The sequence below is a fragment of the Streptomyces sp. NPDC055140 genome, assembly GCF_053607285.1.
In genome coordinates this window covers 195,716-218,212 of the sequence record NZ_JBSGTG010000019.1, presented here as the reverse complement: position 1 = coordinate 218,212, position 22,497 = coordinate 195,716, and the positions used below count along the sequence as shown (strand labels likewise).

17 protein-coding genes are annotated in these 22,497 nt (G+C 70.3%); 9 read left to right on the top strand and 8 right to left on the bottom strand.

Annotated features, from left to right (window positions below; translation table 11 throughout):
• Positions 1–3: 3 nt before the first annotated feature.
• Positions 4–1,074, bottom strand: a complete 1,071-nt coding sequence (locus ACWFR4_RS31635; protein ID WP_453469254.1) for a PP2C family protein-serine/threonine phosphatase — start codon at positions 1,072–1,074, stop codon at positions 4–6.
• A gap of 299 nt (positions 1,075–1,373) precedes the next feature.
• Between ACWFR4_RS31635 and ACWFR4_RS31630 the strand changes: the two genes are divergently transcribed.
• Positions 1,374–2,747 carry a cryptochrome/photolyase family protein gene (locus tag ACWFR4_RS31630; RefSeq protein ID WP_453655593.1) on the top strand — a complete coding sequence of 458 codons (1,374 nt, stop codon included), beginning with the start codon at positions 1,374–1,376 and terminating at the stop codon, positions 2,745–2,747.
• 23 nt (positions 2,748–2,770) lie between these two features.
• Here the strand turns inward: ACWFR4_RS31630 and ACWFR4_RS31625 are convergent, their stop codons facing one another.
• The 4 genes from ACWFR4_RS31625 to ACWFR4_RS31610 are packed head-to-tail and all read right to left on the bottom strand — an operon-like array spanning position 2,771 to position 6,985.
• Complete coding sequence (locus ACWFR4_RS31625) at positions 2,771–3,580, bottom strand: DUF1295 domain-containing protein (RefSeq protein ID WP_453469399.1); 810 nt, start codon at positions 3,578–3,580, stop codon at positions 2,771–2,773.
• Complete coding sequence (locus tag ACWFR4_RS31620) at positions 3,577–4,920, bottom strand: class I SAM-dependent methyltransferase (protein ID WP_453655592.1); 1,344 nt, start codon at positions 4,918–4,920, stop codon at positions 3,577–3,579. Before ACWFR4_RS31620 ends, ACWFR4_RS31625 begins: the two co-directional genes overlap by 4 nt.
• Positions 4,917–5,711, bottom strand: coding sequence for a DUF1365 domain-containing protein (locus ACWFR4_RS31615; RefSeq protein WP_453655601.1), 795 nt, complete (start codon positions 5,709–5,711; stop codon positions 4,917–4,919). Before ACWFR4_RS31615 ends, ACWFR4_RS31620 begins: the two co-directional genes overlap by 4 nt.
• Positions 5,711–6,985, bottom strand: coding sequence for an NAD(P)/FAD-dependent oxidoreductase (locus ACWFR4_RS31610; RefSeq protein ID WP_453469388.1), 1,275 nt, complete (start codon positions 6,983–6,985; stop codon positions 5,711–5,713). The genes ACWFR4_RS31615 and ACWFR4_RS31610 overlap by 1 nt, the downstream gene beginning before the upstream one ends.
• A 234-nt stretch (positions 6,986–7,219) precedes the next feature.
• Between ACWFR4_RS31610 and ACWFR4_RS31605 the strand changes: the two genes are divergently transcribed.
• From ACWFR4_RS31605 to ACWFR4_RS31590, 4 genes are all read left to right on the top strand, one after another.
• Complete coding sequence (locus tag ACWFR4_RS31605) at positions 7,220–7,804, top strand: sigma-70 family RNA polymerase sigma factor (RefSeq protein WP_326708605.1); 585 nt, start codon at positions 7,220–7,222, stop codon at positions 7,802–7,804.
• Entirely contained in the window at positions 7,801–8,553 is a 753-nt protein-coding gene (locus ACWFR4_RS31600) for an anti-sigma factor (RefSeq protein WP_453655591.1), read from the top strand. Before ACWFR4_RS31605 ends, ACWFR4_RS31600 begins: the two co-directional genes overlap by 4 nt.
• Before the next feature lie 262 nt (positions 8,554–8,815).
• Complete coding sequence (locus tag ACWFR4_RS31595; protein ID WP_453655590.1) at positions 8,816–10,462, top strand: molybdopterin-dependent oxidoreductase; 1,647 nt, start codon at positions 8,816–8,818, stop codon at positions 10,460–10,462.
• Between the two features lie 77 nt (positions 10,463–10,539).
• Complete coding sequence (locus tag ACWFR4_RS31590; RefSeq protein WP_453469614.1) at positions 10,540–11,199, top strand: fasciclin domain-containing protein; 660 nt, start codon at positions 10,540–10,542, stop codon at positions 11,197–11,199.
• Positions 11,200–11,354: 155 nt separating this feature from the next.
• On the opposite strand, the gene ACWFR4_RS31585 is transcribed toward ACWFR4_RS31590, so the two are convergent.
• The 3 genes from ACWFR4_RS31585 to ACWFR4_RS31575 form a co-directional block, all read right to left on the bottom strand.
• Positions 11,355–11,795: a GNAT family N-acetyltransferase gene (locus ACWFR4_RS31585; RefSeq protein ID WP_453469612.1), complete on the bottom strand. Its 441-nt coding sequence runs from the start codon at positions 11,793–11,795 to the stop codon at positions 11,355–11,357.
• A 355-nt stretch (positions 11,796–12,150) separates the two neighbouring features.
• The gene (locus ACWFR4_RS31580) at positions 12,151–12,789 is read right to left on the bottom strand and encodes a response regulator (protein WP_453655589.1); all 639 of its coding nucleotides are present in this window, start codon (positions 12,787–12,789) and stop codon (positions 12,151–12,153) included.
• Positions 12,786–17,012: a HAMP domain-containing protein gene (locus ACWFR4_RS31575; protein ID WP_453655600.1), complete on the bottom strand. Its 4,227-nt coding sequence runs from the start codon at positions 17,010–17,012 to the stop codon at positions 12,786–12,788. Before ACWFR4_RS31575 ends, ACWFR4_RS31580 begins: the two co-directional genes overlap by 4 nt.
• A gap of 125 nt (positions 17,013–17,137) precedes the next feature.
• Between ACWFR4_RS31575 and ACWFR4_RS31570 the strand changes: the two genes are divergently transcribed.
• From ACWFR4_RS31570 to ACWFR4_RS31555, 4 genes are all read left to right on the top strand, one after another.
• Positions 17,138–19,021, top strand: a complete 1,884-nt coding sequence (locus ACWFR4_RS31570; RefSeq protein ID WP_453655588.1) for a SpoIIE family protein phosphatase — start codon at positions 17,138–17,140, stop codon at positions 19,019–19,021.
• Between the two features lie 117 nt (positions 19,022–19,138).
• Positions 19,139–20,290, top strand: coding sequence for a hypothetical protein (locus tag ACWFR4_RS31565; RefSeq protein ID WP_453655587.1), 1,152 nt, complete (start codon positions 19,139–19,141; stop codon positions 20,288–20,290).
• A 220-nt stretch (positions 20,291–20,510) separates the two neighbouring features.
• Complete coding sequence (locus ACWFR4_RS31560; protein WP_453655586.1) at positions 20,511–21,203, top strand: DUF899 family protein; 693 nt, start codon at positions 20,511–20,513, stop codon at positions 21,201–21,203.
• Positions 21,204–22,062: 859 nt separating this feature from the next.
• On the top strand, positions 22,063–22,476 hold the full coding sequence (locus tag ACWFR4_RS31555; protein WP_453655585.1) for a DUF3592 domain-containing protein: 414 nt from the start codon (positions 22,063–22,065) through the stop codon (positions 22,474–22,476).
• Positions 22,477–22,497: the final 21 nt, after the last annotated feature.

Genomic DNA, 22,497 nt, shown 5'->3' with positions numbered 1-22,497 from the left:
GGCCTACCCGTCGGTGCCGCCCGGCCGAGGGACCGGATTGCGCTGGACGGCGATGATGGCGGCGTCGTCGCTGAGGTGTCCTCGGCAGTGGGCGAGGAGGTCCCGGTGGATGTGATCCAGGAGTGCTTCCGGGCTGCTCGTGGTCCACTGCTCGACTCGCTGCGCGAACGGATAGAAGACTCCGCCCTCATCGCGGGCTTCGGTGACCCCGTCCGTGTAGAGGATCAGGGTGTCACCGGCGTCGAAGGCGAACTCGTCGACGGGAAACCCTTCGGCCGGCAGCCCGGACACGCCGAGGGGCGGGGCCGGGTGGGGACTGGTGAGGGTGCGGACCTGGTGCTCGTGCAGCAGTAACGGCGGGGGATGTCCGCAGCAGGTCATGCGGGTCGTGTGCCCGTGACTGGGGATTTCCAGCAGCAGGGCGGTGATGAAGTGCTCGTCGATCTCGTCCTCCGCCTGGACGAAATCGGCGAGGTAGCGGGACACACTCCGGTCCAGGGCCGCGGCGAGCGCGGGCAGCGTGGCGTGCTGGTCGGCGACCACGCGGAACGAACCGAGCAGCAGCGCCGACTCGCCGACGGCGGACAGCCCGTGTCCCCGTACGTCACCGATGATCATCCGTACGCCGTCGTCGGTGCCGGTCGCCGTGTAGAGGTCGCCGCCGATCTCGGCCTCGTCCTCCGCCGCCAGGTACAGCGAGGCGATCCGCAACGGGCCGATGTGGTGGGGGAGCGGCCGCAGCAGGGCCTTCTGAGCGGCCTCGGCCACGGACCGCACTTTGGCCAGTTCCCGTCTCCGGTGCTCGCGCACGCGGCAGAAGAACGCGATCAGGGCGGTGAGCACGGCGAGGGAGAAGATCTGCACCATCACATTGCGCGAGGTCAGGACGCCGAAATGGACTCCGATGAACGCCTGGGCCCCAACGGCCAGGGCCCCGATGAATGCCGTCAGGCGAGGCCCGGCGAACGAGGCGGTGAGCGCGGGCGCCACGACCAGCAGCGGCCCCAGATGCACGTCGGCCGGAACCAGGAAGTCGACGACCGTGATCACCACGATGAGCGCGAGCGGAAACATCACCAGCGCGTGACTCGGCTGCCACCGCTGCCACAGACCTCCCAAGCGCCGCCGTAGGCCCACGTCATCCACTGTGCACCCTCGGAGCGTGACATGGGCATCGAGAGGGCCCTCACCTGCGCTGATTGCACAGGGTGACGTTATCTGATCGCAGGGCCGCCGCGGCGACACTCTCCGCGTCGAGGAGTTCCGCCGTTCCACGTCGTAGAGTCCGGGGCCATGGCTCGTAACACCGCGCAGGCGGCAGCGAAGTGCACAGCCGCCGGGAATCCCGGCCCGGCCCGTCCTGGAGCGGCTTCGTGAGCGTGTCGATCGTGTTGTTCACGTCCGACCTCCGAGTGCACGACCACCCGCCGCTACGGGCGGCGCTCCGCGCGTCGAGTGAGGTGGTGCCATTGTTCGTACGGGACAGAGGGATCGCGTCCACCGGGTATGCGGCGCCCAATCGGGAAGCGTTCCTCGCGGACTGCCTGGGTGATCTCGACGCGGCGCTGCGCGCGTGCGGCGGGCGCCTCGTGGTGCGGTCGGGGGACGTGGCCGATGCCGTGGCCGGCGTCGCGGCCGAGACCGGCGCGGACGCGGTGCACATGGCGGGCGGCGTCAGCGCGTACGCGCAGCGGCGTGAGGAGCGGCTGAGGAAGGTCCTGGAGACGCAGGGGCGGAGGCTGATCGTCCACGACACGGTCGTGACCGCGGTCGCGCCGGGCGCCGTCACCCCGGCGTCGTCGGACCACTTCGCCGTGTTCACTCCGTACTTCCGGCACTGGTCGGAGCAGCATCTGCGCGATGTCCTCGAGGCGCCGCGCGCGATCCGGGTCCCGGACGGTGTGGCCACGGAGGGGACGCCGTCACGCGCGCGGGTCTCCGGGACCTCGCCGGGCCTCGCGGCGGGCGGGGAGAGAGCGGGCCGCAAACAGCTGACCGCGTGGCTACGGCGTGGTGTCGGAGGCTACGAGGACGGGCACGACGACCTCCCCGGCGAAGCGACGTCACGACTGTCGCCCCACCTGCACTTCGGCACGCTTTCCCCGGTCGAAGTCGTCCATCGGGCGCGTGGAGCCGGTGGTCCGGGCGCCGACGCGTTCGTACGTCAGCTCGCCTGGCGCGACTTCCACCACCAGGTCCTCGCCGCGCGCCCGGCCGCCGCGGCGCACGACTACCGCACCCGGCACGACCATTGGCGCTCCGAACGAGCGGCGGCCCGGGACGTCGAGGCGTGGCGCGAGGGGCGTACGGGCTATCCCGTGATCGACGCGGCCATGCGGCAACTGCGCCACGAGGGCTGGATGCACAACCGCGGCCGCCTCCTGACGGCGAGCTTCCTCACGAAGACGCTGTACGTCGACTGGCGGGTCGGCGCCCGTCACTTCCTGGACCTCCTGGTCGACGGCGACATCGCGAACAACCAGCTCAACTGGCAGTGGATGGCGGGGACCGGCACCGACTCGCGCCCCAACCGCGTCCTCAACCCCGTGACGCAGGCAAAGCGTTACGACCCGGACGGCGCGTACGTGCGTCGCTGGGTGCCGGAACTCGCGGGTCTCGCCGGGTCCGCCGTGCACGAGCCGTGGAAGCAGTCGGGACCCGAGCGCGCGAAGTACGCGTACCCGGACCCGATCGTCGAACTCGCCGAAGGACTCGAGCGGTTCAGGCGGGCGCGCGGGCTGGACTGAGCCCTCTCGATGCGGGGCCCGTGTCAGGGGCCCCGTTTCGGCGGGCGAGGGAAGAATCCGCTCGTGCGGGCGGCATACGCGGCGTATCCGGGGCGCTCGGCCATGTGCCGTTCCAGGAGCGGTTTTCCGCTGCCCCTGAGCAGCAGGTAGCTCATCGTGACCGGGGAGACCACGGCGACGGCGGCCGCGCCCGCCCCCGCGTCGCAGGCGACGAGGAAGACGCCCCACCACACGCAGAAGTCACCGAAGTAGTTGGGGTGCCGTGTGAGGCTCCACAGACCGTGGTCCATGACGCGTCCCCGGTGGGCCGGGTCGGACTTGAAGCGGGCGAGCTGGTGGTCACCGACCGCCTCGAAGAAGAGTCCCACCGCCCAGAGCGCGGCTCCGGCCACCGCGAAGGCGGACATGGGGCGTGTGCCGTACTGCGCTGCCTGGACCGGCAGTGACACCAGCCAGACCAGGGCGCCTTGCAGCAGATAGACGATGCGCAGGGCGTACAGGTCGCGGTTGCCGCGGGATCTGGCGAGCAGTGCCTCGTAGCGCGGGTCCTCGCCGTGGCCGCGCCCTCGCCGTGCGATGTACAGCGCGAGGCGCAGGCCCCACACCGCGGTGAGCACGGTGACCAGCAGGCGCCGTCCCGGGTCGCCGTCGCCGGCCGACATCACGTAGGACACGAGAGCGACGGCCGTGAAGCCGATGCCCCATGCCACGTCCACGATCCGGTGCAGACGCATGCGCAGGGCGACGGCGAAGGTGACCGCCATGACGAGGAGCGCCGCGCCCGCGGCCGGTGCGAGGTTCCGGGCGAAGGCGGCCCAGGCGAACCCGTTCACTGCGCGGCCCCGCCCGGCCGGGGAACGGTCGCCGAACCCCCGCGCGGGCCGTCCTTCGTGAACAGGTACTGCTGGACGTCCAGGTAGCCCGCGCGGAACCCCGCCTCGGAGTACGCGAGGTAGAAGGTCCACATGCGGCGGAACGTGTCGTCGAAGCCGAGCTCTTCGACCTCGTCGGCGCGCTCGGTGAACCGTTCGCGCCACAGCCGCAACGTCTCGGCGTAGTGGGCGCCGAAGCCGTCGCGGCGGGCAGCGCGCAGGCCGGTGCGGTCGCGGGCCGTCTCCTCGATCGCTTCCACGGAGGGCAGCTGACCGCCGGGGAAGATGTACTTCTGGATCCAGGTGTAGGTGCTACGGCTCGCGAGCATCCGGCCGTGCGGCATGGTGATGGCCTGGAGGGCGGCGCGGCCGCCCGGCGCGAGCCGTTCGTCGAGCGTCCTGAAGTAGACGGGCCAGAACTCCTCGCCCACCGCCTCGACCATCTCCACACTCACCACGGCGTCGTACGTTCCCCGGGCCTCCCGGTAGTCGCACAGCTCCACGGAGATCCGGTCGGCCGCCCCCGCAGCGCGGATGCGCTCACGTGCCAGGTCACGCTGCTCGGCGGAGAGAGTGAGCGTGGTGACGCGGGCGCCACGCCTGGCGGCTCTGATCGCCAGCTCGCCCCAGCCGGTGCCGATCTCCAACAGGCTGGTGCCGGAGGTGACTTCGGCGAGGTCGAGCAGCCGGTCGATCTTGGCGTGCTGTGCCGCTTCGAGGTGCCGCCAGGTCGCGGGGAAACCGCGGAAGACGGCGGACGAGTAGCTGAGCGATGCGTCGAGGAACAGGGCGAACAGGTCGTTCGACAAGTCGTAGTGGCGGCTGATGTTGTCGCGGGCACCGACGGGGGTGTTGCGCTGGGAGGCCGGCTGGCGCGGCGCCCAGAGTCCGCGCAGCCGCTGGAGGCGGCGCGGGATCAATTCGGCGGCGTGGCCGGCGAGCACGCTCAGGGCGGCCACGAGGTCGGGGGCGTCCCACTCCCCGGCCATGTACGACTCCCCGAAGCCGACGAGGCCGTTCACGCCGATGCGGCGGAAGAAGGCCTCCGGGTCGTGGATCCTCAACAGGGGCCCACCCCGGCCGAGTTGACTGCCGTCCGCGAGTCGCACATGCATCGGCAGGCGGTCGAGCGCGCCGCGCACGACGGCCTGGGAGACGGCGGTTCTCGCACGCGAGGACCGGGGCGGCGACGCGACGTCCGGCCATCGGTTCGCGTCCACGGCCGCGTCCACGGCCGCGTCCACGGCCGTGGTGTCGGACTGCCGCTCGGCGTGGCCGCGATGGGTCACCGGGAAGTTCATTCCATGCCTTTCTGTACTCGGTGTCGGGGGCGGGGCCGCAGGGGCAGCCCCTTCAGATACAGGCGGATGCCGTGCACACGGATCGCGGCCGAGACGGCGAGCGTGGGCCACGGGTGCCGCAGCGCGGCGCGGACCAGCGCTCCCGAGGTGGCTTCCAGCCGGAGGCCCCGGACGGTCGCCGTGAACGGCCTGCCACCGGCCCGCTCCAGATGCACGGCGAGATCGAGCCGTTCCCCGGGCACGGGCAGACGCATCCGGTACTGCCCGTCGACGGGGAAGAACGGCGAGACGTAGAACTCTTTGTCCACACGCAGTTCCTCGTGGAACCCTTTGCGGAACGCCTCGTCCGGGCTCAGCAGGTAGCAGTGCCGTTCGCCGTACGTGTTGTGGACCTCGGCCACCACGCAGCGCAGTTCGCCGTCCCGGTCGTGGCACCAGAAGAGGCTGAGCGGGTTGAAGACGTGCCCCAGGACGCGGGCCTGCGCGAGCATGACGACGGGCCCGGTCGGGGCCGGGACACCGTGCGCGGCCAGGAACTTCTCCAGGCCGGCCCGGATCGTGGGCCCCGCTCCGCCGAAGTGGTCCCGCGCCTCGAACCGGGCCAGGGGACGCAGCGCGGCGGGGAGACGGGGAGGGCGGTCCACGTCGATCAGCCACAGGTAGGTGCGGTGCCGCAGCACGTGACGCCTGGGCGCGGTGCGCACGTGTGTGACCAGGCACGGGTACAGCGCGGGCGCGTGGCCGGGCGGGAGACCGCGTGCCGGGGCGGACGAGGAGCGGGGGGCGGGGATCACCAGACCACCCCCAGCGCCGCGGCCGCCGCCGCGCCCGAGCGGCAGCCGTCCTCGTGGAAACCCCAGCCGTGATAGGCGCCCGCATAGGCGGTGCGTGGCCCGCTGAGGGCGGGGAGCCGCTGCTGGGCGGCCACCGACTCCGGGGTGAGGACCGGATGTTCGTATGTCATGCGGGCCAGCACCCGCCCGGGGGCGACGCGGTCCTCGCCGCCCAGGGTGACGACGAAGGTCTCGGGTGCGGTGAGGCGCTGCAGACGGTTCATGTCGTAGCTGACGCGGACCCGGTCGGCCGCGACGCCGCAGGTCGGCATGAGGTAGTTCCAGGCGGCGCGCGCCCTCGCGGCCCTGGGCAGGACGCCGGTGTCGGTGTGGAGGACGGTGCTGTTGCGCGAGTAGCGGAAGGCTCCGAGGACCTGGCTCTCCTCGGGCGTGGCATCGGCGAGGATGCGCAGGGCCTGGTCGGGGTGGGTGGCGACGACGACGGAGTCGTACGTCGTCGTCAGCCCGTCCTCGGTCGTGAGCTCGACGCCGTCGGGGTGCCGGCGCACGGACCGTACGGGCGTGCCGGTGTGGACGGCGCCCAGCTGCTTCACGACGCGGTCGACGTAGCTGCGTGAGCCGCCGGTCACTGTGCGCCACACCGGCGAGCCGGTGACCGACAGCAAACCGTGGTGCGCCAGGAACCGGAACAGGTAACGCGCCGGAGCGCGCCGGGCCGTGGCGGCGTCGCACGACCATACGGCGGCGACGAGCGGCGTCATGAAGTGGGCGACGAAGTACGCGGAGAAACGGCCCCGGGTCAGGAACTCGCCGAGAGTGAGGGCGTCGTCGTCGCTCTCGGCCAGCAGTCGGCGAGCGGACCTGTGCAAGGCGGGCACCTCGGCCAGCATGCGCAGATAACGCCCGCGGGCCACGTTGCGCGGCTGCGCGAACAGGCCTGCAGGGCCCCGGGCCCCGGCGTACTCAAGGCCGCACCCTTCGCACCGTACGGACATGCTCATCTCCGACTCCTGCGTGGTGACGCCGAGTTCGGAGAAGAGCCGCAGCAGGTTCGGGTAGGTGCGGCGGTTGTGGACGATGAACCCCGAGTCGACCCGGTGCAGGCTGCCGTCGGCCGAGGGCACGTCGTGGGTGTGCGCGTGACCGCCGGTCCTGTCGTCGGCCTCGTACATCACCACGTCGTGGCGGCGCGCAAGGATGTGTGCGGCGGTGAGACCCGCCACGCCGCTCCCCACGACCGCCGTCCGTATGCCCTGTGCCGCACGCGTCACGATCCACTCCTCATGCTTCGCGCCTCCGCTCGGCCGTCCGCTCGGAGGACTCCGTAGTGATCCGGAGCCGAGGCGGGGACGGATTGGCCGAGATGTTCGCCGCGGCAGCGGTGACACAGGACCTGGACACGGAGCGCGTACCGCGTGGAAAACTCGTCCGCATCAGCACCAATCCATTGGCGCCCTGGCTACGCATTACCGGTGTCCCGCCGTTCCCTCCCGGAAGATCGCCACGTGAACCGAATCGCACCCCTTGGGGCGTCACCCGCGCCGGAGCCCGATCTCCAGGCGCTCATGGGCCGGACCGCCAAGGGCAGCCAGGAGGCATTCGCCGCCGTGTACGACCGGGTGGCCGGGCCGGTCTTCGGAGTGGTGCGCAGCGTGCTGCGTGACCACGCGCAGTCCGAGGAGGTGGCCCAGGAGGTCCTGATCGAGGTGTGGCGCAGCGCCGCCCGCTACCGCCCCGACCGCGGTACGGCCATGAACTGGGTACTCACCCTCGCCCACCGCCGTGCCATCGACCGGGTGCGATCGGTCGAGGCCTCCGCCGCCAGGGAGCGGCAGGCCGCCTTCCTGGACCGCACCCCCGAGTTCGACGAGGTGACCGAGCAGGTGGAGCACCGCCTCGAACGCGAGCAGGTACGCCGCTGTCTGCGCGGCCTCACGGAGCTCCAGCGTCAGTCGGTGACGCTGGCCTACTACCGCGGACTCACGTACCGGGAAGTGGCCGAGCTTCTCGCGCTGCCTCTCGGTACGGTCAAGACGCGACTGCGGGACGGTCTGATCCGCCTGCGCGACTGCCTTGGGGTGAACGCATGACGAACGCCGATGTCCACACGCTGACCGGCGCCTACGTGCTCCACGCGCTGTCCGAGGACGAGCGGGCCGCGTTCGAGCGCCACCTCGGGGCCTGCGAGGCCTGCACCCAGGAAGTCGCTGAACTGGCAGCCACGGCAGGCAGGTTGGGGCTCGCCGTCAGTGAGATCCCGCCGCCCGAGCTCAAGGCCAGGGTGATGGGGCGGATCCCCAATGTCCGCCAGGAGTCGCCGGTTCCGAAGCCGCCCTCGCGGGGCGGCGGGAACCCGGCGCGGGGCCGTCGTGCGTCGCGCTGGGCACTCGCCGCGTGCCTGGCGGCAGCCGCCGGTCTTGGCGGCGTCGCGGTGTGGCAGCACGAGGAGGCACGAAACGCGCGGGCCGAGGCCGGCGCGGAGCAACGGCGGTCGGCGGAGCTCGCGGCAGTTCTGGGGGCGCCCGACGCCAAGACCGGCACCGCGCGTCTCGGCGACGGCGCGAGCGCCACAGTGGTCGTCTCCAAGAGCCGCGACAAGGCGGCGTTCGTGTCGTCCGGACTGGCCACGCCGCCGTCCGGCAAGGTCTACCAACTGTGGTTCGCCGACGGTGACACGATGCGTCCGGCCGGCCTGCTCGACCCCGCCTCGCGGGCGCAGGCCGTCCTCCTGGACGGCCCCGTCGACCAGGCGTCCGGCATGGGCATCACCGTCGAACCGGCGGGCGGATCCCCCGAACCCACCTCCGCGCCGGTGGCCCTGATGAACTTCCCTGCCTGAGCGTGCACGGCACCGGCGAGGCATGGAAATGCCTCGCCGGAACGTGTTTTGAGTGGACGCCGGCACTGAATTCGGCATGCCGCGCCCGCATGGCGTAGGCGTCGTTCCGCTGTCCGGGGGAGGGGGCGGGGCAATGGGCGGACCCGCCGGAAAGGGGACCGGGAGGCCTATTCATTCGGACCCGCGAGCCCTTCGGATTGGTCGGAAAGAAATTCTCCCCCGATCGAGTGGGAGACCAATCCGCGCCCGGTCACTGCTCCGGATGGCCGGTGTGAGTACAGAAGCGAAGACATCAAGTCACCCCCGCGTGTGGCGACTTGTCGGGCTCGGCGCGTCGAGCGGCCTCCTGGCGGGCTGCGCAGCGCTCGCGACGGCCGAGCTCGTGTCTGCCGCGGTACGTCCCGAGTCGAGTCCCGTCGTCGCGGTGGGCGGCGCGGCGATCGACCGCACGCCCGCCGGGGTGAAGGACTGGGCGATCCGCCACTTCGGCACGAACGACAAGCTGGTCCTGCAACTTGGCATCCTCGGCGTCCTCACCCTTCTCGCACTTGCTCTCGGCGTGGTGGCGGCGCGGCGCCGGCGGCTCGGCTCGGCGGGTGTCCTCCTGTTCGGCGTGGTCGGCGCCTTCGCCGCGACCGGTCGGCCCGACTCCACGAGCGTCGCCGACGCCCTGCCGTCGGTGGTTGGAGCAGTGGTGGGAGCGGTGCTTCTGTACTGGCTCTCCGGGCGCCTGCAGCCACGTAGGAGTGCGGCTCCAGTCGGCCAAGGTGTGACGGCTCCTGTGGAGGCGGAGCCCGCTCGGTGCGAGGACGAGGCGGGCTGGGACCGGCGGGGATTCGTCGTCGCGGCAACGGCGGCCGCAGCCGCATCGACGGGGATCGGCCTGCTGGGCCGCACCCTGAATGGTTCGCAGGGCGAGAACGCCGTCGCCTCCCGCCGCCGGATCACGCTGCCGCCCCCGGCCTCGGCCGCCGCACCCGTGCCCAAGGGGGCCGCGCTGCGGATCAATGACGTCAGCCCGTTCATGACGCCCGGTCAGAACTTCTACCGGGTCGACACCGCGCTGGTGGTGCCCAAGGTCGACGCGAACTCATGGCGGCTGCGGATCCACGGCAAGGGCGTCACCCGCGAGACGACCGTGTCGTTCGCGGAGCTGCTGCGCATGCCGCTGATCGAACGGAACATCACGCTCGCCTGCGTCTCGAACGAGGTCGGCGGCCCGTATGTCGGCAATGCGCGGTGGATCGGCGTGCACCTGGCCGACCTCCTGCGCCAGTGCGGCGTCGAGCCGCCGTCGAAGGGCGGGCCCGCCGACCAGCTGGTCGCGCGCTCCGTCGACGGAATGACCATCGGCAGCCCGGTCGAGGACGTCATGGACGGCCGCGACGCGATGCTCGCCCTCGGGATGAACGGCGAGCCACTGCCCTTCGCCCACGGTTTCCCGGTGCGCATGGTGGTTCCCGGCCTGTACGGGTTCGTGTCCGCCTGTAAATGGGTCCAGGACATCGAACTCACCACCTTCGACGACTACGACCCGTACTGGGTGAAGCGGCACTGGGCGCGCAGGGCGCCGATCAAGACACAGTCCCGGATCGACACCCCCAAGCCGTTCGCACGCCCCGCGGCCGGCACGGTCATGGTCGCCGGAGTGACCTGGGCCCAGCACCGCGGGATCGACAAGGTCGAGGTCCGCGTCGACGACGGGCCCTGGCGGCGGGCGGATCTGGCCGCCGAGGACACCACGGACACCTGGCGTCAGTGGTCCTTCCCCTGGAGGGCCACTTCCGGCGGTCACACCCTGACCGTCCGTGCCGCCGACCGCACGGGCCAGACCCAGACGGAGAAGCGGACCCGCACCATCCCCGACGGGGCCAGTGGCTGGCATTCGGTGGTGGTCACCGTGGACTGACCGCCGCCTCGACCTCGACCGCACGACCTGGACTCAGCACCCTCATCACCCCTTTCAAGGAGCAGAAAATGAACGCCATTACTCGCCGAACCCGTCGTGGAGCCCTCGTTCTCGCCGTGGCGGCGATGCTGCCGCTGGCGCTGACCGCCTGCTCGAGCGACGACGGCAAGGACAAGGCGGCGTCGGACACGAAGTCGTCCGCCGCGTCCGACCCGGCGTCCGGCAGGGCCAACGACAGCGGTTCGGGCGACATGAACAACGCGGACGAGCCGTTCGGCCCGGCCTGTGCCTCCGTGCCCAAGGACGGCGCCGGCTCCTTCGACGGCATGGCCAAGGACCCGGTCGCGACCGCCGCGTCCAACAACCCCGCCCTGTCCACCCTCGTGACCGCGGTCAAGAAGGCAGGCCTGGTCGACACCCTGAACAACGCCCAGAACATCACCGTGTTCGCGCCGACCAACGACGCCTTCGCGAAGATCCCGAAGGCCGACCTGGACAAGGTCCTGAACGACAAGGCGACGCTCACCAAGATCCTCACGTACCACGTCGTGGGGCAGAAGCTCGCGCCCAAGGACCTGGAGAACGGCTCGTACGCGACGCTGGAGAAGTCCAAGCTGACGACCGCGGGCTCCGGCGAGTCCTACAAGGTCGACGACTCCGCCGGCGTGGTCTGCGGCAACGTCAAGACGGCCAACGCGAACGTCTACATCATCGACACGGTGCTGATGCCGAAGTAGTGACGCGGGCGGCGGCGAGGAGCTGACCGTCGACGGTCGACCGTTGGAGGTCGGCCCCTCGCCGCCGCGTTCCCTTCATCGCCATAACTGGACAGAACGATCCGGTTGCCGTCGGCTGATCATGCACGTCGCCGAGACCTCCAGTTCGGTGCGGCCTATTCCAGTTTCTTGAACATGTGGACATCCTCGGCGCCGCCCGGGATTCCCAGGGTCCGGCCGGTCTCGACATATCCGTGGCGCTGGTAGAACTCCGGTGCCTGGAAGGTGAAGGACGATACGCAGGCGCGGTCGCAGCCTCGCCGACGCGCTTCTTCCTCCGCGGCCAGGAGGATCTTTGATCCCCACCCGTCCTTACGGCTCTTTTCACGGATCCAGAGCATCTCGATGCCGAGCAGCCCGCCCCACGTCCAGCCGGAAAGGCCCCCGAGCAGCTCACCGGCGTCGTCGACCACCTTCACCGACAGCGAACTCTGATCTGCGGCAGTGGTTCCCGTGGCAGGGAAGTTGACCTCGTCCAGACCCTGGGACAAGCGGTCGTTGAGCTCGGAGTCGCGCTGCCCGACGCTCAGCGTGTCACCGGTCTGATCATGTGTCATGCGGCGGAGTGTGTCACAGGCGCCGTTTGACGAGCCCGGCGGCCGCTCGGGTGAAAGGCCGACCGCCTTGTTGCGGGTGTGGCATGCATTACCTGCCTGGAGCCCGAATTCCTCGGCGACCCTCGTTGGCCCGTCCCGGCTCGTTATTGCGGCTACCTCGTATCCGCCGACCGCTGCTGATCACTCCACGCATGGGAAGGCAGCATCATGAGCAGCAGCAAGCTGATCGTCACCGCGTTCATCACCGTGGCGGCCGCCGGGTCGACGTCCGAGACCTTCGACCGGGTCGCCGATGGCCGACACGGGGCCCTGCCGGGCGGTTCGCCGCCGGCCGGCAGTGCACGCCGGCCTGTATCTACTGCTCTCGGCCTTCCAGGAGGCGTTCAACAGCCGTTTCGAGTACGGCGATCCGGTCGGCGAGACTCGCCGCATCTTGCTCGCCCGTATCCTCCCTTTCGCGCAGCAGGTGTTGCACCTGGGCCAGTTGACGTTCCACGTCGGCGAGGCGGTGCTGCTCCTCGGCGGGCTTCGTGGGCACGTCGACCGCCAGAAGACGCGTCAACTGATCGGCCTGATCGGCAAGTTGGCGGTTCTTGCGATGCAGTTCGAGGAAGACGTTGACCTTGGTCCGCAACAGCCAGGGGTCGAACGGTTTGATCAGGAAGTCCGCTGCGCCGACCGTGTAGCCGCGATACGCGTAGTTCGGGTCGACCGCCGCCCCGGTCAGCAGAATGATCGGGATGTCCTTGGTCTGGTCGAGGCCCTTGATGTTGGCGGCGGTCTCGAAGCCGTTCATGCCCGGCATCAGCACGTCGATGAGCGCGACTGCGAAGTCCTGCCGCAGCATCGCCTTGAGCGCTGCCTCGCCCGAGTGTGCGCGGACCACCCGGGCGAGCGAGCCGAGCACGGCTTCGAGGGCGACCAGGTTCTCCTCCATGTCGTCCACGATGAGGATGCTGGAGGCGTCCGCTGCCGCTCCCTGCGGTGTTGTCATGGCTCCCGCCCCGGTGTGTCGTCGCCGGACGTGGCCGGTGGCGGTTGCGAGGGGGTCTGCGGGTCGAGGAGCCGGCAGATCACCGACAGCAGTCGGTCGACGTCAACCGGCTTGGGGATGTAGTCGTTCGCGCCGCTCTCGATGGCCTTTTCGCGGTCGCCGGGCATGGCCTTGGCGGTGAGCGCGATGACCGGCAGGTTCGCGAAACGGGGTGTGCGCCGCATCGCCGCGATCATTTCGTAACCATCCATCTCGGGCATCATGATGTCCATCAGGACCAGGGAGACATCGGGTGTCCGGTCGAGGACTTCGAGGCCCTCGCGGCCGTTCTCGGCGTATTTGACGGTGATTCCGACGCGGCCCAGTACATGGGTGAGCGCGAAGACGTTCCGGATGTCGTCGTCGACGATCAGGATGCGGCGGTCGGCCAGCACCCCGGCGGCGCCGCCGGTCAGCCACTCCTTGAGCCGGGTCGTCTCCGGCCAACTCGTGTGTTCGTCCATGATGTCGGCGAGGTCGTCGGCGGTACGGGTTCCCGTGCGGGGCACGGACACCGGGTCGGTGAACACGTCGAGTTCCGCGGGGGTTCCCGCGCGGGCCTTGGGAGGTAGGGCCGGTGAGTTCGGTCCGGTGACGGCCGGTACCGAGCTGTCTGTGGGGAGAGGTTCCAGCGCGGGGGATGTGTAGTGCACAGGGACGTAGAGGGTGAAGGTGGAACCGACGCCCGGCTCGCTCTCGGCCGTGATCCTGCCGCCGAGTAGGGCAGCCATGTCACGGCTGATGGAGAGGCCGAGACCGGTGCCGCCGTACTTGCGGTTGGTGGCGCCGTCGGACTGCTGGAACGCCTCGAAGATTCCGTTGAGCATCTCCGGCTGGATGCCGATTCCGGTGTCCTTGACGGAGAGGGCGATGATTTCGTCCGCGTCGCGCAGGGTCTCCTCCTCGAAGTCCGCGGGCGTCGCGCGCTCCACGAGCAGTTCCACCCCGCCGGACGAGGTGAACTTCACCGCGTTCGACAGGAGGTTGCGGAGGATCTGCTGGAGGCGCTGCTCGTCGGAGTAGAGCTCGCGGGGGACGTCCTCGCCGACCGTTATGTCGAACGACAGGCCGCGGTCCCCGGAGAGTGGCTGGAACGTGGCCCGAACGTAGTCGAGCAGCTTCTTCAGCGGCAGCGTCTTGGGGTGCACATCCATCCGGCCCGCTTCGATCTTCGACAGGTCGAGGATGTCGTTGATCAGTTGCAGCAGGTCGGAGCCCGCCTGGTGGATGGTGACGGCGAACTGCACCTCCTCCGCGGAGAGCCGGTCGGAGGGATTGTCGGCGAGAAGCCGGGACAGCACGAGGAGCGAGTTGAGGGGCGTGCGCAACTCGTGGGACATGTTCGCCAGGAACTCGGACTTGTACTGGGAGGACGTGGCGAGGAGCGCCGCCTTCTCCTCCAGCTTGGCGTTGGTGATCTGCAACTCGTCAGAGCGCTGGCGTAGTTCGGCGGTGAGGCGCTGGGACTCCGAGAGGAGCGACTCGGTGCGGGAGTTGGCGATGATGGTGTTGATGGAGACGCCGATGGTGTTCACGAACTGGTCGACGAAGGCGAGGTGGACCTCGCTGAAGCGGCTGAACGAGGCGAGTTCGATGACTCCGAGCACCCTGTCCTCGAAGAGGATCGGCAGGATGACGACGCTGGCCGGCGGCGCGGCACCGAGGCCGGAGCTGATGGTGATGTAGTCGGTGGGGACCGCGTCGACGAGGATCCGCCGTTTCTCCGCGGCGGCCTGGGTGATCAGGCCCCAGCCGGGCGCGCCCAGGCTGAGCCGGGGACGCGGCCGGCGGCTTTCCTCTTGACCGGTGCCGTAACCGGCCAGGAGTTCGAGGTCCTCGCCCGGTTCCGCACCGGCCTCGGCCAGGAAGAACGCACCGTACTGGGCGTTCACCAGGGGGGTCAGCTCGCGAAGGATCAGGTCGGCGACCTCGACCAGGTCGCGGTGGCCCTGCATGAGCCCGGCGATACGGGCCAGGTTGGACTCCAGCCAGTCCTTGGCGCGGGTCGTCTCACGGAGGTTCGCCACCATGAGGTTGATGTTGTCCTTCAGGGTGGCGACCTCGCCCTGGGCCTCCACGGAGATGGAGCCGGACATGTCGCCCTGCGTGACCGCGCTGGCGACCTCGGCGATCGCGCGCACCTGGGTGGTGAGGTTCAGGGCCAGCTCGTTCACGCTGGTGGTCAGGCGCTTCCACGTCCCGTAGACGCCTTCCACACGGGCCTGGCCGCCCAACTGCCCCTCGGAGCCCACCTCACGGGCCACACGCGTGACCTCGGAGGCGAACGCCGACAGCGTGTCGACCATCGTGTTGATCGTGGTCTTGAGTTCCAGGATCTCGCCGCGGGCGTCGACGTCGATCTTCTTCGACAGGTCACCGCGCGCGACGGCGGTGGCGACCTGGGCGATGTTGCGGACCTGGGAAGTCAGGTTGTCGGCCATGAAGTTGACGTTGTCCGTGAGGCTCTCCCAGACCCCGGAGGCGCCGTGGACCTGGGCGCGGCCGCCGAGCCGTCCCTCGGTGCCGACCTCGCGGGCCACACGGGTCACCTCGTCCGCGAACGCCCTCAGCTGCTGGACCATCGTGTTGACGGTGTCCTTCAGCTCCAGGATCTCGCCGCGGGCATCGACATCGATCTTCTTCGACAGGTCTCCATTGGCGACGGCGGTCGTGACCAGGGCGATGTTGCGGACCTGCGACGTCAGGTTGAGCGCCATGAAGTTGACGTTGTCAGTGAGGTCCTTCCAGACCCCGGACGCGCCCCTGACCTGGGCCTGACCGCCCAGGTTGCCCTCGGTGCCGACCTCGCGGGCCACACGTGTGACCTCGTCGGCGAAGGCGGAGAGCTGGTCGACCATCGTGTTGATCGTCGACTTCAGCTCAAGGATCTCTCCCTTGGCCTCCACGGTGATCGTCTTCCCGAGGTCACCCTCGGCGACGGCGGTGGCGACCTGTGCGATGTTGCGCACCTGGGAGGTCAGGTTGTCGGCCATGAAGTTGACGCTCTCCGTGAGGTCCTTCCAGACCCCGGATACGCCCCTGACCTGCGCACGTCCGCCGAGCTGGCCCTCGGTGCCGACCTCGCGGGCCACACGTGTGACCTCGTCGGCGAAGGCGGAGAGCTGGTCGACCATCGTGTTGATCGTCGACTTCAGCTGAAGGATCTCACCCCGCGCGTCCACGGTGATCTTCTGGCTCAGGTCTCCGTTGGCGACGGCGGTGGTGACCTGAGCGATGTTGCGGACCTGGGAGGTCAGGTTCGACGCCATGAAGTTCACGTTGTCGGTGAGGTCCTTCCAGACCCCGGATGCGCCCCTGACCTGGGCGCGGCCGCCGAGCTGGCCTTCGGTGCCCACCTCGCGGGCGACCCTGGTGACCTCGTCGGCGAACGCCCGCAGCTGGTCCACCATCGTGTTGACGGTGAGCTTCAGCTCCAGCAGCTCGCCCGTGGCCTCGACGGTCACCTGCTGCGTCAGGTCGCCGCGGGCCACGGCGGTCGTCACCACCGCGATGTCCCGCACCTGTGCCGTCAGCCGTGACGCCATCGTGTTGACCGCCTCGGTCACGTGGAGCCAGTCTCCGGACAGCCCCTGCGCCTTCGCACGGCCCCCGAGACGCCCCTCGGTGCCGACCTCGCGGGCGACCCGGGTCACCTCTCCGGTGAACAGCGAGAGCTGGTCCACCATGCGGTTCACGCCGATGCCCAGGCGGCGCAGGTCACCGCGGAGCTGGCGGCTTCCGTCGTGCAGATCGACGTGCTGGGTCAGATCACCGTCCGCGACGGCGTCGAGGACCCGGGTGGCCTTGGCCACGGGCCCCACCAGCGCCTCGATCGCCGTGTTGGCGGCCTCCACGTTCGTCGTCCAGGTGCCCGAGCCCGGACTCGCCGAGATGCGCTCGTCCAGCCGGCCCCGCCGGATGATCTCGTGCCGGACGCGCTGGAGCTCCGTGGCGAGATGGCCGTTCCGGGCGATGATCTGGTTGAGGACCGAGCCCATCTCCGCCACCACCGGGTCCTGCGGGGCGGCCGCGCCCTCTTCCCGTGAACCGTCCGCACGCGCCGTGAAATCGCCGTCGCAGAGAGCCTTCATCGCGGCGAGAAGCGGGCGCAGCTCACTCGTACGGACCCATGGTCCGGAGTCCGTCGTGGTGGGGCCGGCCGCGTCGGGCCGAGCCGTGTCCATGGTCATGAACCACCCTCCGCCCGGAGTTCGGCACGCACACCAGCGGCCTGTTTAGCAATGTTTGTCATATTATAAGGGGCGCGAAAATACTTCTCCCGCCGCTGTTGGCGCACACAGGGGGCGTCGTGATCCCGTTGCCCGCACACTCGGCAGATTTCGTGTGCAGCAAGGAGTTGCCGGCGAACCAGCTCGCGTCCGCACAGGCGCGAAGATTCGTGCGTGAGGTGCTCACGGGCCGGATGCCGTCCACCGCGACGCCTCCCGGCCAGGACCCGATCCCCGCTCCTGGAACGGTCCCGCAGGGGCTCGTCGACAACGCCGTTCTGCTGGTCAGCGAGCTGGTCACCAACGCCGTCGTGTACGCCGGCACCGACATCGACGTCGTCTGTCGCCTGGAGCGGCACCCGAATGCCGCAGTGGCCGTCGTCGTGGAGGTCGCGGACCGCCACCCCTCCAGGGGCGTACGCGGCGCGGCGGACGCCCGGCACGGTGAGCCTGGCTACGGCCTCCAGTTGGTGAGCGCACTCTCCCAGGCCTGGGGCGTGACCTACCGCCGGTCGGAGAAGCGGGTGTGGTTCCGGCTGGAGTCCTCGTCGGTGGAGCCGGGACCCTCGAAAGAGGCCACACCGCCCCGTACCGGCGAGACCGGCGCACCCGGGACCGTGCAGGCCGCACCCGGTGACGTGAGGCCGCCGGAAGAGCAGGAGCGCAGCCATAGGTACGCCGCCGAGTGGGTCGACCGCAGCGGCCCGTCGTTCCTCGCCGAGACCAGCGAGCTCCTGGCCGGGCAGCTGGACCAGGGCATGGTCGCCGCGCTCGCGGCCCAGCTGCTCGTGCCCCGGCTCGCGGACTGGTGCGGCATCTGGCTGCGCACCCAGGGGAGGGGCCTGCAGCTCTCCCGGGTATGGCACGTCGACGAGCGGCGCATCGTGCCGCTGCGCGACGAGCTGGAGCGGATGCCGCCGTCCGCCGGAATCGGCGCAGGGGGCACGCCCTGGCCCTGGCCGGAGAGCGGCGGGGCCGACCGTGCCGGCGGGTCGGCGTTCGCCTTTCCGCTCACGGTCCGTGACACCGACGTGGGGATACTTCTGCTGGGCCGGACCGGGCAGCTGCAGATGACCGACGCGGTGGTGCGGATGGTGGACGACGTGGCCCGGCGCGTCGCGCAGGCCGTTTACACCGCCCGTCAGTACGCGAGACAGACGTCCATCAGTGTCGCCCTCCAGCGCAGGCAGCTGCCGACGACCCTGGCCAGCATCGCGGGAATCGACAGCGCGATCGTCTACGAGCCGCACGGCGAGGGCCAGACCGTCGGCGGCGACTTCTACGACATCTTCCCGAAGGGCGAGGGCCGCTGGTGCTTCCTGCTCGGGGACGTGCAGGGCAAGGACCCGGAGGCGATGTCCGTCACCGGCCTCGCCCGGCACCTGGTGCGGCTCCTGGCGCGCGAAGGTCACGGCGTCGAATCGGTGCTCGACCGGTTGAACACCGCCATGGCGGAGGACAGCGCCGAAGCGCTCACGGCCGACGGCGAGCAGGCGGCCACCCGCTTCCTCAGCCTGCTGTACGGGGAGCTGGCCGTCGAACCGGGTGTGGCGGGAGCCCGCTGCCGGGTCGCCAGCGCCGGCCACCCCCTGCCCCTCCATCTGTTCACCGACGGCCGGGTGGAGCCGGCCTGCGAACCCCGGATGCTGCTCGGCATCGACGAGGGTGCCGAATTCCGCGCCAGCACCTTCGATCTCGGGCCCGGCGAAACGCTGCTGTGTGTGACCGACGGTGTCACCGAACGACGCCGTGGCAACTGGCAGTTGGACGACAACGACGGTCTCGCGGACGTGCTCCGTCAGGGCATGGGCCTCGGTGCCAAGGCGCTCGCGGAGCATGTGCGGCGAGCGGCACACGACTTCGGGACGGGCCCGGTCGAGGACGACCTGTCGGTACTGGTGCTCCAGGCGCCGGCGGTCGACGCGCCCACGCGCAGCGCTCCGAAGCCGCCGCCCCGCGCCTGACGTCGGGGTTCAGGCCGTTCCACCGCGATTGATGCAAGTCGGGGACGGGGTTCCCCTTCCATCGACGGGTGTAGGGACCATACTGGTCGAGCCCCCGATCACCCACAGAACGATTCCATGGCCAAGAACAGCAGCTCCTCGACCATCACCCCCGACACCGCGTGGCTGGGGCGCGGGCGCCATCTCGGGCCCGAGCCCGAGCAGGACGTCCGGCGCAACCTGATCGCCCTCAAGGCGGCCGGGGTGCTCGACGACTTCCTGGACCTCGACCCCGTCGAGGCGGCCCGCTCCACCGTCCTGCACCCGCGGGACGAATCCGCCGCCCCCGGTCCGACGGCCCGCCGCGTCTTCGAGGCCCGTTGGCGCGTCGCCGACGGCGTCACCGTGCGCGCACAGCTGACGACGTACGACCCCGAGGTCCGCCGCAAGGAGGGCGAGGGCGTCACCTGGGTCCTCGCCGCCGAGGCGGAGCGGGCGTGGGACGCGCACTGGCCCTCGCCCGCCACCATGTTCTGGCCCGACATCGACCGGGTCGACTGGGACCACGACACGGTTCCCGGCGTGCGCCTGCGGGCGGCGAACTATCTGCCGAAGGACGACGACGAGCTGCGCCACCGGCTGCGGGACTGCACCCGGAACAGCTGGTTCATCCATGTCGTGGTGCACGAGGCGATGACGCCGGACGCGATGGGGCAGAAGCCGGTCTCGGCGTTCCTGCCGCCCAGCCTGCGGCACCGGGTGGTCGAGCACCGGGGCACGCCGGACCAGGCGCAGATCGCCGACTTCGCGATGAAGCGGGAGCTGAGCGTGCGGATGCCGCGCGGCGGCGCCGTCGTCCTGCCCACGGTGCCGCCCGTCCCGGGCTACGAGGCGGAACGCCTCACGGTACGCAGCGTCTTCCTGGACGGTTCCGAACCGACCGAGCTCCTCGAAAGGATCAAGGAGTTCGCCGCGCTGCCGAGGCCGCTGCCCGCCGACGCCGAGCGGGCCCTGACGCGGCTGCGCCAGGGCTGGCACCTACTCACCCCGGACGAGGAGCTGGTCCACGCCCAGGGCATGGTCGCCAGGTATGCCGAGGCGCTGGAGGCCATGACGAAGTCCTGTGACCTGTACCGGGAGGCGGCCGAGGCGGCGCAGGCCGCGCTGGCGGAGACGACCGGTGGCGCGGGTGTGCCCCGGCCGGCCGACCCGGGCTCGGTCAGACTGGACGGCTCGCCGCTGACCGCCCTCACGAAGGCGTTCGGCCGCTTCCGGGGCCCGAACAAGTAAGGGGTGCCGACGTCCCTGGGGGGCAACGGCAGGGCAGTGGTCCGGCCGGTGGGCTGATCATGCGGGCCTCGAAGCCGACCATTCGGGCCTCGAAGCTGATCATGCCTTGGAGATGCCGGTAGCCGTCGCCGGTGCGATCTTGCTGGGGGGCGACCGATGACTTCCGGTCGCCCCGGGAGTCGGTACTCCCAGACAGGCACCAGATCCGTCCGGAGGCACCATGCCCACCACCGAAAACGCCCTGCCGTCCGTCGTCGACGCGGCCACCTGGCAGAAGGAGCTGGCGGCGCTGCGCGTCCGGGAGAAGGCCGCCACCCGGGAGCTCGACGCCATCGCCGCCCAGCGCCGGCAGCTGCCGATGGTCGAGATGCCCGACTACGTACTGGAGGGCGAGGACGGCCCCGTCCGCCTCGCGGAGATCTTCGGCGACCACCCGCAGCTGATCGTCTACAACCACATGTGGTTCGAGGACGCGGAGTGGCAGTGCAGCGGCTGCACCGGCTTCACGACCCAGTTCACCCGACTCATGGGCCTGGAGAAGTTCGACGCCCGGTTCGTGATCGTCACCCAGGGCCCGATCGACGAGGCGCTCGCCTACAAGCGCAAGGTCGGCAACGAGATGACGTGGTACTCGACGGCGAACAGCTCGTTCGGCAGCGACGTCGGCGCCCCGCCGAACGCCGGATTCGCGGTCAACGTGTTCCTGCGCGACGGCGACAAGGTGTACCGGACCTGGCACACCGACGGCCGCGGCGTCGAGCAGTTGAGCCATCTGTTCGGCCTGGCCGACCTGCTGCCGTACGGCCGCCAGGAGGAGTGGCAGGACTCGCCGGAGGGCTGGCCGCAGCAGCCGACGGGCAGCCGGTGGGCGCAGTCGGAGGAGATCGCGGCGGCGTACGGCGGGAACAACTGACCTCGCCCGTCCGTGGTGTCCCTGCGTGCGCCCAGCTGATGCCCGTACCGCAGTCCGCGCGGAGGCCGGCGCTCGCGGCCGGGGAGCCGTCCGCCTGGATGCCGGCGACCTCGACCTCGAGCCGGTGGTTGTACGTGCCGACCCGTCCGCGCGGGCAGGGTCCTGAGACGGTTCCGTGGGTCTGGTGTTGGGCGGTTGTCCAAGGGGTGTGGCCGCGCTCGCCGCAGGCGCGCCGGCCGGACCAGCTGTCCCGCCGGATCTCGTGGTCCCGCCGGATCCGAGCGTGATGGCCCGAGCCATGTGTGCGAAAGCCTGCGGAGTGGATCGTCGCGCGGGGCGTGGCGCCGCCGAGCACGATCTCGCCGTCCTGCCCGACGGAGGAGACGGTGGTGATGCACCACCAGCCGTGCACCCTGATGATTCTGACGTTGTCGCACTAGGTCTGGCCGGCGGGTGCGCGACAGCCGCTGCTCCGGACGGACTTGGGGTCCTTGGGTGCGGCGACGACATCACCGATCGTCATGCGCAGGGATTCGCCGGGCAGTTCCTCCGCCCGTCAGGCGATCTTCGTCCGGAGCGGCTCGGCGGCGGCGCTCGGACTCGCGCCGGCGGTCACGCCGCGGGAGGCACAGGGCGTCGGCGTCGAGGGGCGGGCGGATTGCTGCCCCCTGCCTGACCAGCGTGGGGGCGGGTGCGCGGCGGTCTTTGCACCTGGGATAGCGTCCTCTCACTCCGGACAAGTGAGAGGGACGTTGTGCAGGTTCAGGTACGTGGGCGGCGGAGTGCCGGCTGGTGGATCACGTTCGGGGTCATCGCCTTCGGGACGCTGTTCTTCGCCATCGGGGCGATCGTGGGAGGGGTGTCGATCTCGTTCGTGACGGATGCGGAGCGCGCCAAGGGAACCGTGGTGTACCTGGAGTGGGAGGGCGGCAATGTCAGCTCGTCCAGCAAGTCACGGCAGAGCAGCGGGCCCACGGCGCACCCGGTGGTCGAGTTCACGCCGGCCGGCGGAGAGCTGACGACATTCCGGAGCTCAATGGGTTCCAATCCACCGGCGTACGACACGGGCGAGCGGGTTGACGTCCTGTACCGCGCCGATGACCCGGGGGATGCGAAGATCGACGGGTTTGTCTCTCTGTGGCTGATTCCGCTGATCTTCTGTGGGATCGGACTGCTGATCGCGGGTATCGGGACGGCCATTGCGATCGCGACGCGGCGGCGCTCCCGCCTCACCCGAAGCGGATCCGGGACCGCGGTTCCTTCGGTCGGCTGACGGCCCGGTGCGGCGGTCGAT

What these genes read in the sequence shown, in the direction of transcription:
- ACWFR4_RS31585 (WP_453469612.1), bottom strand. Translation starts at nt 11,795, where the DNA reads ATGACACATGATCAGACCGGTGACACGCTGAGCGTCGGGCAGCGCGAC.
- ACWFR4_RS31580 (WP_453655589.1), bottom strand. Translation starts at nt 12,789, where the DNA reads ATGACAACACCGCAGGGAGCGGCAGCGGACGCCTCCAGCATCCTCATC.
- ACWFR4_RS31595 (WP_453655590.1), top strand. Translation starts at nt 8,816, where the DNA reads ATGGCCGGTGTGAGTACAGAAGCGAAGACATCAAGTCACCCCCGCGTG.
- ACWFR4_RS31575 (WP_453655600.1), bottom strand. Translation starts at nt 17,012, where the DNA reads ATGGACACGGCTCGGCCCGACGCGGCCGGCCCCACCACGACGGACTCC.
- ACWFR4_RS31565 (WP_453655587.1), top strand. Translation starts at nt 19,139, where the DNA reads ATGGCCAAGAACAGCAGCTCCTCGACCATCACCCCCGACACCGCGTGG.
- ACWFR4_RS31560 (WP_453655586.1), top strand. Translation starts at nt 20,511, where the DNA reads ATGCCCACCACCGAAAACGCCCTGCCGTCCGTCGTCGACGCGGCCACC.
- ACWFR4_RS31620 (WP_453655592.1), bottom strand. Translation starts at nt 4,920, where the DNA reads ATGAACTTCCCGGTGACCCATCGCGGCCACGCCGAGCGGCAGTCCGAC.
- ACWFR4_RS31600 (WP_453655591.1), top strand. Translation starts at nt 7,801, where the DNA reads ATGACGAACGCCGATGTCCACACGCTGACCGGCGCCTACGTGCTCCAC.
- ACWFR4_RS31635 (WP_453469254.1), bottom strand. Translation starts at nt 1,074, where the DNA reads ATGTTTCCGCTCGCGCTCATCGTGGTGATCACGGTCGTCGACTTCCTG.